The following is a 13,919-nucleotide window of genomic DNA, read 5'->3' as shown; positions in this document are numbered from 1 at the left end:
GCCCCCTCCTCGCCAGCCATCTCCACCTCGCCAACCGTCAGCGTGAGCATTGACCATAGCCAGCATTCCAAACATAAACAGGGCACCCATTGACTTCTTCATGTTGGCATTCTCCAAATTAATTGCTTCATGCTGAAAACGAACATCCTACCGGCTTCGTTGACTCCGAAAGACATTTTCCCGGCATCATGGCCCTCAAGCCTTAGGAACGACTTAAGAACAGGCAGGTGGAATCCTACCACGCCCGTTCCCTTTTTGACGATACAGATATAGGGGCATGGTTCCTTCCGTCAGAAAAATACTGTGAGGCAACATTCCCGGCATCTTAAAAGTATTGCTGATCAGGGAAGTTCCTGAGCGCATTTCTCGAATCATCTTTTGCCCTAAAGCGGGCATGGGAACGGGCGACAAAAACGCATAAGCCAGATCAAACTCGCTCAGGGAGATATTCCAGAAACTTTTACGATGCAGCGTGCAATTGGGTAAGGCACGAGCCTTCCATTTTCCAATCAACCAAGGAATCGGGGCCACTTCATAGCCCACGAATCGAATGTCGGGATGGTGTGCCGCCAGGATGCAAAGGACAGTGCCTGTGCCACATCCCAAATCAACGAAGGAACGAGGGGCCATCTCTCGCACCAGACGATCCAATTCCGCCAGGGTTTCTCGATGCGTCAAGTAAAGGGGAACCCTTGACTGAAAGGTATTCCAGTACACCAACCCTAACACCACAAACCCCGCGCCATACCAACCCGCAGGTATCGCGCCGCGCGCCATTGCCCAAAGCGCAGGCAAAAAAAGGAACTGGAGGGGTAACCACCAGCGGGGACCTTTCACCAGTAATGTGAGCAGCACCGCCACAACACCCTGAAACAGAGTCAAAAAAGCCAGTGAAGGAACCGGCCAGAGGCCCAGTTTGCTTCCTCCAAACACTAGGAGCGCACTGACTCCCTGGATCACAAAAAAACGGTACATCGTCACGCTCGATGAAACCGAATCTTCACTTTCCTGCGCCATTCTTATCAACACCAGAACGAATGCCGAGTTGGCTCCCCGTACTGGCATCCTCTCTGACGGGCACCCGAATCCCCTGATGCCAGCGATAGACCGTAACCGCGCCACCCGCCAGATCCCCATGCACATCAAAGCGAATCAATGCCGTTACGCCAGGATATTCCAGCGTTTTCAAGTAAGGCAAATATCGTTCGGGAAGCGGTGAATCTGCTTTTTTCATCGCCGCAATGAGTGCACCTACTGCATCGTAACTGTAAGGCGCGTAGTCCTGAATGGCGCCAAAACGTGCCTCGAAACGATGCTTGAAATCCCGTCCCTTGGGCATTTCCTCCAACGGCAGTCCCGGTAAACTGCAAAAACTGCCTTCTGAAGCCTCTCCTGCAAGTTCAAAAAACTCCTTTGAACACCCCCCATCCCCTGTGAGGAATACGGATTTCAAATCAAGTTCACGAAGTTGTTTGAGCATCGGACCACTTTGAGCGTCCATCCCTCCAAAAAAAATGAGATCCGGTTGGCGCGCTTTGATGCGTGTCAAAATGGCTGAAAAATCTGTACTGTGATCATCGGTGTGTTCATGCAACAACACCCTTGCCCCTTGCCGGGATGCGGCTTTCTCAAATTCATTGGCCAAACCTTGCCCATAGGCCGTAGCATCGTCGATCACCGCCATCGTTCGGGCATCCGCAACGTGAACCGCAAACTGACCCAACACCTGACCTTGTTGCTCATCATTGGCCATGACGCGAAAAGCAGTGGGAAACCCTTGGTGGGTATACTTGGGATTGGTGGCCGAAGGAGAAATTTGAGGGATCCCTTCATCCGCATAAATGCGTGCCGCAGGAATGGTAGTTCCCGAATTGAGATGCCCCACCACGCCATTGACGCCATCATCGACCAATTTTTGAGCAACGATGGTCGCTGTCCGCGGATCGGCCGCATCATCTTCGCTCAGCAACTCGAAATGAACAGGTTTCCCCCCCAAACGAATGTCTTGAGTATTGGCATCATCGATGGCCAATCGCGCCCCATTCTCGTTGTCCGCACCCAGATGAGATTGAGGTCCGCTCAGAGGGGCCACAGAACCAATTTTAACGTCCCAGTGATCTGCCGAATGTCGTGAATCGCCCTCCTCTCCGGAACACCCTGAGAGTACTAAAATGGCCAGCACCAACCCCGCAGACCCGGTCAGGATGGAAGACTTGCCGACAAGCCTCATCCTGACCCCCGACATCAGCGAGACAAAATCCACTTGACCAGATTTTTGATATCCTCCTCGGATAAATTGGCATTGCCCCCCTTGGCGGGCATGGGCATCATGCCCCAAGATCCACTGCCCCCGCGGGTTACCTTGGCGATCAATTTTGCTTCTGCCCCAGGTTGACCCCGATATTTGGCAGCCACTGACTTGTAAGAAGGTCCTACTTTGGGGGTATCCACACTATGACAACTCAAACAACCACTTTTTTTAGCCAGTTCCAACCCATTGTCCGCGTGGGCAGCAACCGTGCCCAACAGTAGTCCGACAGCCATCACGGCAGTTTTCCAAGATTTCATTTTAGAGAGCTCCCTTTTCAAGACAAAAAAACTGAACACGATACTCAATTATCCAGACCAGAGGACATTTTACTCGTTCAACTCCTTGGCTGACCATCATTTCCGCCGCTTCTCATTTATCGCGCATAGCAAGGGAGGACTCGGTGGTACGAGACATCTTGTCCAATTTACCCGACCATAACCAGAGCCACAACCCCGCGATGATCATCGGCAAACTGAGCCACTGTCCCATACTGAACCCAAAGGCCAGTAGCCCCAAAAAGTCATCCGGTTCCCGTGTAAATTCTACCGCAAACCGAAATGCTCCATAACCAATGAGGAATAGTGCGGAAATGCGCCCCATGGGGCGTGGCTTGCGACTGAACCAGAGCAGCAAAAACCCCAGGACCAACCCCTCCAGACAGGCTTCATAAAGTTGGGAGGGATGGCGAGAAAATGCGTCCACCTTGGGAAAAACCATGGCCCAGGGTACCGAAGTCACCCGACCCGGTAATTCCCCATTGATAAAATTTCCCAAGCGTCCAAAGCCCAACCCGAAGGTCACCAGGGGCGCTACAAAATCGGTCACTTCGAGCCAACGACGTTTCTCGCGCCGCGCATAGAGCCAGCCCGCAATGATCACGCCAAGAAACCCGCCATGAAATGACATCCCCCCCTGCCACACCGCAAGAATGTCTTGAGGATGGGTCAAATAAAACTCCGGTTTGTAGAACAGGACGTAACCCATCCTCCCCCCGGCGATCACGCCCACCACCACATAGGTCAAAAAATTATCCACCTGCTCCACGGTCCAGTGCAGCCACGGCTGGGTCTTGATCCGCCAGCGCGCCGCTCCTGCTCCCGCCATGAAACCCGCCAGATACATAAGTCCGTACCAGCGAATGGAAAAAGGCCCCAAGTGCAGAGCGACTGGATCAAAATCCGGGTGAATCAACATGACAGGTCCTCACCTCCCGCAGATGGCATCCTTGGGATAAAATGGGAGATTATACCCACCTTGCCCTTCAGGAGAATGACAGGGCTGATAATCGGCGCAGGAAAACCATCACCCGCCGGTATCCAGAGAGCCCTGCATGCGACCGTGGGAATGGGAGTCAGCGAGCCAGTTGGGCGCCTGTGTTCTCCATGATGCGCCGAAATACCGAGGGAAAATTGGCCAAGGTGCCCATAACGGCGTAACCATAGGGCAACTGAGGAGCCTCCGGGACCGGTTCCAGCCCATTGAGGTCCTTTCCGGGATTGATATGGTGATCCACATGCCGACAATTGTTGAACGACACCAGGGTCGTCACCCAGTTTCGGCAGTCCCAGGTATGCTGAGGTCCGATGCGTTCGAAACGACCATCGATTTCCTTTCGGTGCAAAGCAAAATGTTGAATGAACGTAATGGACGCATCCACCAGATACATCACCACGGTTTGCACGGTCAGGAACAACACCCCCTTCCAGCCAGCCAGATAGCCAATCACCAAGTTGATCAGGACATAGAAGAAAATCGGGCCGTAAACCTCGGACCACAGATTACCCCGGACCGTTGCAATCTCAATTCCCAACCGCAACTGCTTGATCATGTTGCGATGAGAAAAACTGGACAGCGTATCGGACAGGTAACTGTACAGACTGTCCTTGGGCGTTCCCACCAGTACATGGTGCCCGGCCCCATGCTCTTGCGTGTAGTGGCCAAAACATACCGTGGTGAAGAACCACTTGGCCAAACGCCGATCCCATAGCGCACGACTGTGTCCTAATTCATGACCCAAAGCATTCCCCGAGCCTCCGGCCGCGTAGCCAGACCCTGCACCAGCCAGGATAACCAGCCACCAGGCATAGTGTTGGGCAAAATAGGCGCCCACCAGACCCTGCAGAGCGATACCCGCCAGAATGACACGCAAAGCCCAGAAGTTCCAGTAAGGAATGGGGCCTTGATAATCCCCCACCATCCATTCCAGCAACGGCAGAACGAACAGACCAATGAACAGGGGCCAGGCTGGATGGCCCAGCACCAAAAAAACGGCAGGCAACCAGGCGAAAAATATCGCCAGCGCCACTCCCCCGAAAGCCATGGGGTTCGTCAAAGATGCACGAGAATTTTCCATAGTCGATATAATACAGCAGGCATGAACATTGTGGGGGGTTAGCTCAGTTGGGAGAGCGTCTGGTTCGCAATCAGAAGGTCGTGAGTTCGATCCTCATACCCTCCACCATCACATTAATAGAATCAGTGAGTTACAACAGGTTTTTTTATCCACCCCACATAACACCCCACATAAACCAAAGTGCTTGGGTGATATGGGTTGATACGGTTTTCAGGTTCGGACTTGGCTTATGCTGAGATTCGTAACAGTGACGATAATGGCTTCCACCTTGCGAACTGTGTCTCTTGATACCCCGGCTTTGGATGCTATGGCCTCGTCTGTGCGGGTTGCTTCGTCAGAATTCTGACTAAGCAAAACTCCGCGCTGCCCGCATTGCTGCCGTTCCTTCGCCTTCGCTGCCTCCAACGGTTTGAGCAATAACCCCAAGCAAACGTTATGGTGCTGGTGACTGGCAAAACACAGACTTCACTCCATGAGTCTGGCAAGATTGGCTGGCCAGTCATTCGAGGAGAAAATCTTTTGTAGGATGAATCTGAGCGACTGCTTATCGAAAAGCGTTACTCACCCTATGTGCCCTTTGCTGTCATCAGGACTCGAAAATTTACTTCCTTAAACCGGACAGTCGTGACTGGCGAGATTCGACCCTGAAGAGACTGTCGACTATGACTGTTATACTACCGAGGAAACTCATACTTATTATCGAATGCGTTATATGGCGAAGATCCAGCCGGAACCATCTGATATGAATTGCTGAACGGATTGTATCGTTCCTGTTCGCCGGGTACCGTCATCACATATGAGCGGAATCAAAATGATTGATGGTCTGATTTTCAGGATGGATGATGGGTTGGCGGCTTGATCATGATGATGGGTTGGCGGCTTGATCATGACGAGGCATGACCAGATTCACTCCCTGTTCCAACTTTCAACGAGTTGGGTCGCGAATGGGGTTGGTATCATCAAGGTGGAAAGTGCCCCTGGCGTTGCGGCAGGTACCTGAAGTGCGGATTGACACTGCTTGATTGCGGGATTTTGTTACCCGCTGATAGCGATCATGAGGGGGTTACTGCGTAACAGGGTCTCCGGGGTATCAATGGCCAACAGATTTGACCCACCGACGTTTTTCAGGATACCCGACCTTCACTTTCTGAATTTTCATTCTACTTCCAGAGATCATCCCACTGCAAATAATGTGAAGGAAGTGACCTGACTTGGCCACCGCCTTCATGGTCACCATTTTGATGCTGAATGTCCAAACCTGAGTATCAATAAGTCGCCTGTACAATTTCGCGCAAGCAATCATGCTATCTCAAGATAAATCAGTCTTTTGTCCGCAATATGGCTGCAGATCCAGCAGATCTGGCATTATGCGAAGCTATCATCGTCATGACACACAAACTGAGTCAAAAATTGATTGCTGAGGAAATTGAAACCAAGGAACAATTAGATTTGCTGAAATCCATAGGATGTAATTTTGGCCGGGGATATTGGTTTTCCAAACCCATTCCGGGAGAAGAATTTGAAAAGTAACTGTGCAGGTGATACAGGTAGTCCTTTTCTTGGAAAATCTTTTTCTGCGACATTATGTGAAACGTGGTCAGCACCGCCGCCGGTTTCTCGAACTCCTTGGGTATATACCTCTGGCAGAAGCTGAGGCACAATACTGAAGGGAGCCTGCTGAGCAAGCATCATAAGACTGTTCTTTAAGCCAACACCCTCCACGAGACTCGAGGCGATTCAACATGCCATCTGTAAAATATGGAGAAATATCATAGATACCAAGCCTTTTATTAATAGTAATCCTGCATCAAACATTACAGAAATTCCGCCTCTTGGCATGGACGGCGAAAGTATCGTCGATGATTTTCGCCGGTACTTCAGCCACACCCTGTACCGGGACAAGTTGAATCAGTCAGCCTACTATGTTTATACATCACTCTCCCTTTCGTTGCGTGATCGCCTAGTGGAGCGTTGGAAGAGTACCAAATACGCTTATAACGAGCAGGACTGCAAGCGCACCTATTACCTGTCGCTGGAGTTTCTGATGGGTAGGACGCTGGGTAATGCCATGCTCAACCTAGATGTAGAACCATCGATCTCAGGTGCGCTGACAAAACTGGGTTTGGTGCTGGAAGAGATTATCGATCAAGAACATGATGCCGGTTTGGGGAACGGCGGTCTGGGACGGTTGGCCGCATGTTTTCTGGACAGTTGCGCCACCTTGCAGTTGCCAGTGAAGGGGTACGGCCTACGGTATGAATATGGCTTATTTAACCAGAAAGTTGAAAACGGTTACCAAGTGGAAGAGCCCGATCATTGGCTGAGAAATGGAAATCCATGGGAAATTGAGCGACCAGAATTTAGCGTGCGGGTAAAGTTCGGTGGCAAAACCGAGCATTACATGGATGCAGACGGAACCAAGCGAGCGGAGTGGAAATATACCAAAGACATTATGGCCGTGCCCTACGATGTCCCCGTTCCCGGTTACCGCAATGGCACGGTCAACACCTTGCGCTTGTGGAAATCCATGGCCACGAAAGAATTTGACTTGAGCGAGTTCAACGCAGGCAGCTATGCTGATGCGGTTGCTGCCAAGAATGCCGCCGAGCACATCACCATGGTGTTATACCCCAACGATGTCAGTGAAAATGGAAAAGAGTTGCGCCTGCGCCAGCAGTATTTCCTGGCCTCGGCCAGCCTGCAGGATGTACTGCGGCACTGGATGGACAAACATGGAAACGATTTTAGCGGGTTTGCCGACAAGAATTTCTTCCAGTTGAATGATACCCATCCCACCTGCGTGGTGCCAGAGTTGATGCGCTTGCTGATAGACGAACATGGCATGGACTGGGATGCTGCTTGGAACATCACCACCCGGACGGTAGCCTATACCAACCATACACTGATGCCGGAGGCGTTGGAGCGCTGGTCAGTCAGTATTTTCGGGCGCTTGTTGCCGAGGCTGTCGGAAATTATTTTCATGATCAATGCCCGTTTCATGGCGCAAGTAGCAAGGCGCTGGCCTGGAGATGTCGAGCGTCAGCGGCGCATGTCGATTATCGAAGAAGGAAATGAGCAGTATATTCGTATGGCTTACCTGGCGGTGGTAGCAAGCGTATCGGTAAATGGTGTAGCAGAATTGCATTCGCGCTTGTTGACGCAGCATTTGTTCCGTGACTTTTATGAACTGTGGCCGGAGAAATTCAACAATAAGACCAACGGCGTCACTTCCCGCCGTTGGATGGTGTCCAGCAACCCGGCTCTGAGCAGCCTGATCACACGCACCTTAGGTGATGGCTGGACCACCGACATGGCCAAACTGAAAGAACTGGCCCCGTACGTCGATGATGCATCGTTTCGCGCAGAGTGGCAAGAAATCAAGCAAGCCAACAAGGCTCGCATGGCGGAGTTGGTACACCGCGATTGCGGTGTTGTATTTGACACAAATGCCTTGTTTGATGTGCAAGTGAAGCGCATACACGAATACAAACGTCAGTTGCTCAACATGCTGCATGTCATTCACCTCTATGACCGCATCAAGCGCGGCGATACCACTGACTGGACACCGCGTTGCATACTCATCGGCGGAAAGGCTGCACCCGGCTATGTCATGGCCAAGCGTATTATCAAACTGGTTTCCGCTGTAGGTAAGGTCATCAATGGCGATCCGGATACTGCGGGTTTGCTGAATCTGGCTTTTCTGCCGAACTATCGGGTATCGGCAATGGAAGTGATTTGCGCCGGTACCGACTTGTCAGAGCAGATTTCCACCGCTGGGAAAGAAGCCTCGGGAACCGGCAACATGAAATTTATGATGAACGGCGCGTTAACCATCGGCACGCTGGATGGCGCCAACATCGAAATTCGAGAAGAGGCGGGAGATGAAAATTTTTTCCTATTTGGCCTCACCACAGAAGAAGTGGACGCAACCAGAGGGCACTATGACCCAGGTGCAATTATCGCTGCAGATGAGGATCTTCGCCGAGTAATGCACCTGTTGGAAAGTGGGCATTTTAATCTGTTCGAGCCGGGCATTTTTAATCCGATCATTCAATCCATTTATAGCTCGGGTGACCCTTGGCTGACCGCAGCAGATTTTCGTAGTTTTGTAAATGCGCAGCAGGAAGTGGCAAAAACCTACCGTGATAAGGAGCGCTGGACTCGCATGAGTATTATCAACACGGCTGCCAGCGGTAAGTTTTCCAGTGACCGCACCATACTGGATTACAACCGCGACATTTGGCATTTGCCGCAGGTTGCAGCAAAAACGATGTGAAAGTCGCGGAGAGCGGGGCAAGGCTGATGGGTTTTCGGACATAGAGGCAGCACGGGCGTGGGTACAGGAGTTTGTGCAGTGGTATAACAACGAACATCGCCACAGTCGGATTCGATTTGTGACCCCCTCACAGCGACACCGGAGGGAAGATTGTGGGATACTGGCCAAGCGTCATGAGGTGTATCAGGCAGCCAAGGAAAAGAAGCCACAACGCTGGTCAAGGGCTACCCGTAACTGGGAGCCTGTAGGTGCTGTCCAATTGAACCCGGAACGACCAGTTCGGTTGGCGACTTAAGATGGTTGGGGCGACAGAAACCCTGAAAGACGCCGAGGGCTACCGCTCCGATGCGCACTTGGGAACCGTCTTGAAACGCGAAGGTGTGGAGACGCTCGATCAACTGCTGAAGAAAAAGTAAGCGTCAATCGCCTTTGGGGGGCGAAATGCGAATGCCAGTTCGATTGCGTCAATGAAATCGAACTGACGGCTACGGTACATTTTTCAACCGGCACCGACCTGAGGCGCGGCGGTCTTGGTTGATGTTGCCAAGCACGATTCCTCATAGGCTTCGATGTCGACCTGGCGGTAAAGCACCCGCCCGCAAAGTTTAAGAAATTTTGGGCCGATCCCCTCGCTACGCCAGCGTTCGAGGGTAGCCTCGCTGATGCCCCAGCGGGTGGTCAGTTGTTTCTGATTGAAATGAACGTTATTCATCTTGGTCTCCTTGCGAATGAGTTGGCAGGAGTCCATGAAGGCGTTGTTCTGCCCACGAGTCAAGTCATTCCCGGTCGGCCAAATTGTTCAGCTCGTAGCTGGTACTGCGACCACCCGCATCCGTTTTTCGCAATACGCCGCGAACCAGCAAGTCAGTGATATCGCGCAGGGCTGTGTCCGGTGAGCACTTGGCGATCGCCGCCCACTTGCTGCTGGTGAGTTTGCCTTCGAAGCCGTCGAGCAGTCGGTTGAGCAGCTTCACCTGCCGCTCATTCAACGGCGTTGTCGCCCAGCGTTGCCAGAAGCGCGCTTTGGTCAGCACGGCGTCGAGCGTGTGCTGCGCCTGGTCGACGGCGCGATGCAGCGTGTCCAGAAACCAGGCAAGCCACTCGTTGACATCCATCGACCGCTTCTGGGTCCGCTCCAGAATGTCGTAGTAAGCCTTGCGCTCCCGCTGGATCTGCGCCGACAGGCTGTAAAAGCGCTGCGGGCTGCCATCGGCTCGCGCCAGCAGCAGATCGCCGATAGCTCGGGCGATACGGCCGTTGCCGTCGTCGAACGGGTGCAGGGTTACGAACCACAGATGCCCTAGTCCTGCCTTTATGAGCGGCGGATCGTTCGTGGCATCATTGAGCCAATCGAGGAATCGACTCGTTTCGGCTTCCAGACGATCCGCTGGCGGTGCCTCGAAATGCACACGCTGTCGACCGATGGGACCGGACACGACCTGCATCGGGCCGCTGGCATCATCGCGCCAAGTGCCGACGTTGATCTTGGATAGACCTGAGTAGCCGGTGGGAAACAGAGCTGCGTGCCAGCCGAACAACCGCTCTCGCGACACCGGCGCATGGCAGTTGGCGGTGGCGTCAAGCACCATCTCGACCACGCCTTCGACGTGACGATCGACCGGGGCCAGAGCACCGATATCCACGCCCAGACGACGGGCAATAGACGAGCGCACGGATTCAACATTGAGATGCTCACCCTCGATCTCGCTGGTCTTGACCACGTCCTCGGTAAGCGCGGCCAGGCTGGCCTGATCGCGCAACGCCATGCCGATATCGGCCAGACGCCCCATCAAGACGCCTTGAGCACGACTGACCTCGGCCATGGGTTCAGCCAGCGCTGCCAAGTCGAAGTGCCAGTTCGGCCAGTCTTTGGCCTGCCAGATGTATTTGCAATCACCGCTATTCATGCGGAGATTATGGGACGGATTCTCCGCATGCGCAAGTTATTCGCCGCACAAGATGCGGAGATAGAGACTGACATTCGCCGTAACGAGATCCTGGAGTTCGGCAGCCCGCCCCAGAATGGGTGTAAATGGGTGTTGTTTTGGTCGCCGCGTCGCGCTGGCTCCCCAGCTACCGATGCCATGCCTACGGACGCGGGTTCGATTGCGTAAACGTCCACCAATTCATAAAGGTCAACGGTTCTCCGTTGGCCCCAATGACAGGGTAATGCATTTCAATAGGGTGTTCCATTCTTATGCAGGAACTGCCATTCCCCGTCATTATCCAATGCGGCTTGTAAGTCGTCGTCGGGGTAGGTCGCAGAATCACCAGCGGTACGGTCGCCCACTTCGAGATAAAGGACATCTTCGTTCGCTCGATTTACGAGTTGATGTCCGTTTCCAGTGCCAGCCTTGAAGCCGGCGCACATTCTTGGAGAAAGCAGTGTCTCGCCTTGATCCGTGATGAGTACCGGGCATCCCACTAAGATGTACACGAATTCATCTTGCTTCGAGTGGGCGTGACGTAGTGCAGAGCATGCACCCGGAATGAGGCGCGTAAGATTAACACCGAAGTTCGACAATTCGAAAATGTCACCAAGCGGGCGCTTTTCTCGGCCAACCATGCGTGATGCGAACGGTTCTGGATAGGTCGTACTCGAAGTCCTTGTATTGAGAGCCACCTTGAAATATGGCCCAAATGGGCATCGGTGACGGCCTTGTAGAAGCGTGCCGTGACGCCAGCGTCCAAGAGTTTTCTCCCGCGAAGGAGCGCCCGGTTTCCTGCTCCACCATCATATCAATAAACACGGGCCTTCACAGCCATTGTTTCTGCTCACGCGAAAATCGTGGCTAGTTTCGCCAGCACTTCTTCCATGATTGATGCTGGCAAAGTATCCACCTTGCGGGCGTTGCGGGCACCAAAATCAAGCACACGGGGCTGATCGCAGCGGACTACGCCGGTCGTTTTGATTCCGGTTACGGGAACGGCGAACCCGATGCGACGGGCGAAGTCGCCGCCGTTCGTGATAGGACAGATCACCGGCAAGTTGGTTGCCTCGTTGAACTCGGCAGGCGACACGACCAAGACGGGACGGCTGCCGCGTTGCTCGCGTCCTTCGGTCGGATCAAGCGAGACTAGGTAAATATCGCCGCGCCTCATACCAACTCATCACCCACTGTGGGCGCATCGACCCATTCGCGCTCTTCTGCCGATTGCGGTTTGGAATAGTCCGAGGCTGCCAGAAGTTCCGCAAGCGTGTAACGCGGCCTGGGTTTGGGATCGACTACTAGGCAGCCATCAGCGACGACCACCCCTACCGTGGCTCCGGCTTGCAGGTGCAGTTGATCAAGGAATGCGGGCGGAACGGCAAGCATAACCGAGCCGCCGACCTTGCGCAGATTGGTTGTGTGCATGATTCACCTCCGTTTGTTAAGTTATATTTAAGTATAACTTTGTTTAATCGGAGCTGCAAGTCTCAGTCTGTCGGAAAACAGGTGTTTGGCGATAGCCCTCACTTACCGTGGGACAACAAGTTTAATGCGGAATATTTTTTAACCATCTAAAAAAAGACGCATTTACTACGATTTACTATCACGACCGCCGTACACGGTTTCGTGGTGTCGCCTCAGCACCACCACTTCACCCAGGCCAGAACGTTCTACGGCCTTTTTAGTGCCCCGCCGGAACGCCAATACTGGCGCGGCTTCCCGGTTTCGTGCGAAGGGCGGCAACTGTCGATACACCCAGAATTTCACCGTTTTCTACCCCCCCTGCGCTCTCCGTTCTCTGTTTCTGCGAAGGGCGACCTTCGCACGACCCCCCCTATCCACGGGGGTTTCCGGCTTCCAGTATGAACGGAAACTTGCCCTTCAGAGACGACACAGCATCATCAGCCCCCATTTTCAGCAACCCTCTGGCGTTGTAACTCCCAGTCCAGCGGCAGACTTTTACGCACCAGGAACTCAAGCGACAAGGTGCGGGGTTGCCTCCCCTCAAAAATTGCGCTGGCTGTTTGAGGATCGATGATCACGAGCCTCAGAATTTCCCTGACCCGCGTTACATCCATTTGCTCCCGCCGAGCGATTTCACCCGCGTCTGTCACTACGCCATCATCGATCTGCTTACCCCAGTAGTGTGCCAACGCAAGAGCCTTCAGTAGCGTAGGGTCCTGAATCGGGGAAATCGCAAACACCGATGGGTTGATGGCCACCAACTCATCTACCCCCTCCGGCCCGACGATCACTTTCTTGATGCCGCGCTTCTTGAAATGAAGGGGCACAAATGTGGTGATCCTGTGCTCCCGGTTGTCAAACTCCCGCATGAATACTGTGCCAGGCACAATGCGAATATCGCTGGTCTTGCGAACTTTCATTCTGGATTTGGACTCGCCAATACGCAGAAGCTGCTGGCGTACTTCAGGTTTGATGCCACCGAACGCCTCCTCCTGAATCTTGTAGGCAACCCGGCCTTCAACATAACTCCGGTTGTGATGACTGGGTCGGCGCGGAAAATACTGGTCCCACAGCGACCACAATTCTTTCATCGCCAGTTTCGGCAACTCTGCCACTCTGGTCGACACGGTTTGATTTTGGGCCTTCATTTTTTCTCTCCTTCTGGTTGAGACGGAGTCATATGAAGGCGCTTGGGGGCCGAGAAGCCAAGACAAATATCGCTCTCTCGCGGTCGGGTGGAATCCAGTCTGGCAATCACTACCGCCATAATGGAAGCGGCCTCCTGGGCACGCGCTCGCGCTGACATGAGTTCTGACGCCGGGAATGATGGACACATCATTTTCTTTTGCCTTGTGATGGCGCGACTGAGCGGCCTGCAACACGGATATCTCGTTGGAAATGTCCAGATAGTGCGCCCTCCCGGTTAGACATGCGTCCATCATGGGTTCGCAGGTTTCATTGACATCCTCCCCGGCATGAATGCCGGAGATTCCTACGGCGCTACACAAGGGCAAGCCCCTGTGTAGTCGCTTCGGCGGGTTCCTGCTTCACGGAACGGCCTGATTGCGCCAATTCTCCACAGGC

14 protein-coding genes, 1 tRNA gene and 1 pseudogene are annotated in these 13,919 nt (G+C 53.3%); 4 read left to right on the top strand and 12 right to left on the bottom strand.

From position 1 onward, the window contains the following. Positions 1-213: 213 nt before the first annotated feature. The 5 genes from IV91_RS16015 to IV91_RS0112455 all read right to left on the bottom strand — a co-directional run bounded on the left by IV91_RS16015 (position 214) and on the right by IV91_RS0112455 (position 4,631). On the bottom strand, positions 214-1,017 hold the full coding sequence (locus tag IV91_RS16015; RefSeq protein ID WP_150112489.1) for a class I SAM-dependent methyltransferase: 804 nt from the start codon (positions 1,015-1,017) through the stop codon (positions 214-216). Then, positions 1,001-2,230, bottom strand: a complete 1,230-nt coding sequence (locus IV91_RS0112470) for a branched-chain amino acid ABC transporter substrate-binding protein (protein WP_082783426.1) — start codon at positions 2,228-2,230, stop codon at positions 1,001-1,003. Before IV91_RS0112470 ends, IV91_RS16015 begins: the two co-directional genes overlap by 17 nt. A gap of 14 nt (positions 2,231-2,244) precedes the next feature. Then, positions 2,245-2,568, bottom strand: coding sequence for a c-type cytochrome (locus tag IV91_RS0112465; protein ID WP_031598919.1), 324 nt, complete (start codon positions 2,566-2,568; stop codon positions 2,245-2,247). Positions 2,569-2,680: 112 nt separating this feature from the next. Then, the gene (lgt, locus tag IV91_RS0112460) at positions 2,681-3,505 is read right to left on the bottom strand and encodes a prolipoprotein diacylglyceryl transferase (protein ID WP_051862690.1); all 825 of its coding nucleotides are present in this window, start codon (positions 3,503-3,505) and stop codon (positions 2,681-2,683) included. A 157-nt stretch (positions 3,506-3,662) separates the two neighbouring features. Further along, positions 3,663-4,631, bottom strand: a complete 969-nt coding sequence (locus tag IV91_RS0112455; RefSeq protein WP_031598916.1) for a fatty acid desaturase — start codon at positions 4,629-4,631, stop codon at positions 3,663-3,665. 65 nt (positions 4,632-4,696) lie between these two features. On the opposite strand from IV91_RS0112455, the gene IV91_RS0112450 reads away from it, so the two are divergent. The 4 genes and pseudogenes from IV91_RS0112450 to IV91_RS18045 form a co-directional block, all read left to right on the top strand. Further along, positions 4,697-4,772: transfer RNA gene (locus IV91_RS0112450), tRNA-Ala, on the top strand. Positions 4,773-5,948: 1,176 nt separating this feature from the next. After that, positions 5,949-6,194, top strand: coding sequence for an EAL domain-containing protein (locus tag IV91_RS0112440; RefSeq protein WP_267880972.1), 246 nt, complete (start codon positions 5,949-5,951; stop codon positions 6,192-6,194). A gap of 307 nt (positions 6,195-6,501) precedes the next feature. Then, the gene (locus IV91_RS0112435) at positions 6,502-8,940 is read left to right on the top strand and encodes a glycogen/starch/alpha-glucan phosphorylase (RefSeq protein WP_084190100.1); all 2,439 of its coding nucleotides are present in this window, start codon (positions 6,502-6,504) and stop codon (positions 8,938-8,940) included. 25 nt (positions 8,941-8,965) lie between these two features. Next, positions 8,966-9,235 (top strand): annotated as a pseudogene (locus IV91_RS18045) (IS3 family transposase); the annotation flags it as partial. Between the two features lie 204 nt (positions 9,236-9,439). Here IV91_RS18045 and IV91_RS0112425 read toward each other — a convergent pair. From IV91_RS0112425 to IV91_RS16940, 7 genes are all read right to left on the bottom strand, one after another. Continuing rightward, a complete protein-coding gene (locus IV91_RS0112425) occupies positions 9,440-9,652 on the bottom strand; it encodes a helix-turn-helix transcriptional regulator (RefSeq protein WP_031598911.1) in 213 nt (70 codons plus the stop codon). Between the two features lie 64 nt (positions 9,653-9,716). Continuing rightward, positions 9,717-10,847 carry a Fic family protein gene (locus IV91_RS0112420; RefSeq protein ID WP_031598909.1) on the bottom strand — a complete coding sequence of 377 codons (1,131 nt, stop codon included), beginning with the start codon at positions 10,845-10,847 and terminating at the stop codon, positions 9,717-9,719. Positions 10,848-11,116: 269 nt separating this feature from the next. Continuing rightward, on the bottom strand, positions 11,117-11,563 hold the full coding sequence (locus IV91_RS0112410; protein WP_051862688.1) for a cupin domain-containing protein: 447 nt from the start codon (positions 11,561-11,563) through the stop codon (positions 11,117-11,119). A 152-nt stretch (positions 11,564-11,715) separates the two neighbouring features. Next, a complete protein-coding gene (locus IV91_RS0112405; protein ID WP_031598903.1) occupies positions 11,716-12,042 on the bottom strand; it encodes a type II toxin-antitoxin system PemK/MazF family toxin in 327 nt (108 codons plus the stop codon). Then, positions 12,039-12,296, bottom strand: coding sequence for an AbrB/MazE/SpoVT family DNA-binding domain-containing protein (locus tag IV91_RS0112400; RefSeq protein WP_031598902.1), 258 nt, complete (start codon positions 12,294-12,296; stop codon positions 12,039-12,041). The genes IV91_RS0112405 and IV91_RS0112400 overlap by 4 nt, the downstream gene beginning before the upstream one ends. Before the next feature lie 165 nt (positions 12,297-12,461). After that, a complete protein-coding gene (locus tag IV91_RS18520) occupies positions 12,462-12,638 on the bottom strand; it encodes a hypothetical protein (protein ID WP_156472716.1) in 177 nt (58 codons plus the stop codon). A gap of 134 nt (positions 12,639-12,772) precedes the next feature. Next, entirely contained in the window at positions 12,773-13,777 is a 1,005-nt protein-coding gene (locus IV91_RS16940; protein WP_200874409.1) for a DUF2924 domain-containing protein, read from the bottom strand. Between the last annotated feature and the right edge of the window lie 142 nt (positions 13,778-13,919).

Origin of the sequence: Ferrovum myxofaciens, from assembly GCF_000735045.1 — a bacterium.
GTDB classification, from domain to species: domain Bacteria; phylum Pseudomonadota; class Gammaproteobacteria; order Burkholderiales; family Ferrovaceae; genus Ferrovum; species Ferrovum myxofaciens.
Note: the sequence above shows the minus strand (reverse complement) of the source record. Positions and strands in the feature narration are given on the sequence as shown.

Bases quoted from the DNA above. Each gene is read 5' to 3' on its own strand.
- IV91_RS0112400 (WP_031598902.1), bottom strand. From the start codon at position 12,296: ATGCACACAACCAATCTGCGCAAGGTCGGCGGCTCGGTTATGCTTGCC.
- IV91_RS0112435 (WP_084190100.1), top strand. From the start codon at position 6,502: ATGGACGGCGAAAGTATCGTCGATGATTTTCGCCGGTACTTCAGCCAC.
- IV91_RS0112455 (WP_031598916.1), bottom strand. From the start codon at position 4,631: ATGGCTTTCGGGGGAGTGGCGCTGGCGATATTTTTCGCCTGGTTGCCT.
- IV91_RS0112420 (WP_031598909.1), bottom strand. From the start codon at position 10,847: ATGAATAGCGGTGATTGCAAATACATCTGGCAGGCCAAAGACTGGCCG.
- IV91_RS16015 (WP_150112489.1), bottom strand. From the start codon at position 1,017: ATGGCGCAGGAAAGTGAAGATTCGGTTTCATCGAGCGTGACGATGTAC.
- IV91_RS0112405 (WP_031598903.1), bottom strand. From the start codon at position 12,042: ATGAGGCGCGGCGATATTTACCTAGTCTCGCTTGATCCGACCGAAGGA.
- IV91_RS0112470 (WP_082783426.1), bottom strand. From the start codon at position 2,230: ATGAGGCTTGTCGGCAAGTCTTCCATCCTGACCGGGTCTGCGGGGTTG.
- IV91_RS0112425 (WP_031598911.1), bottom strand. From the start codon at position 9,652: ATGAATAACGTTCATTTCAATCAGAAACAACTGACCACCCGCTGGGGC.
- IV91_RS16940 (WP_200874409.1), bottom strand. From the start codon at position 13,777: ATGATGGACGCATGTCTAACCGGGAGGGCGCACTATCTGGACATTTCC.
- IV91_RS0112465 (WP_031598919.1), bottom strand. From the start codon at position 2,568: ATGAAATCTTGGAAAACTGCCGTGATGGCTGTCGGACTACTGTTGGGC.
- lgt (WP_051862690.1), bottom strand. From the start codon at position 3,505: ATGTTGATTCACCCGGATTTTGATCCAGTCGCTCTGCACTTGGGGCCT.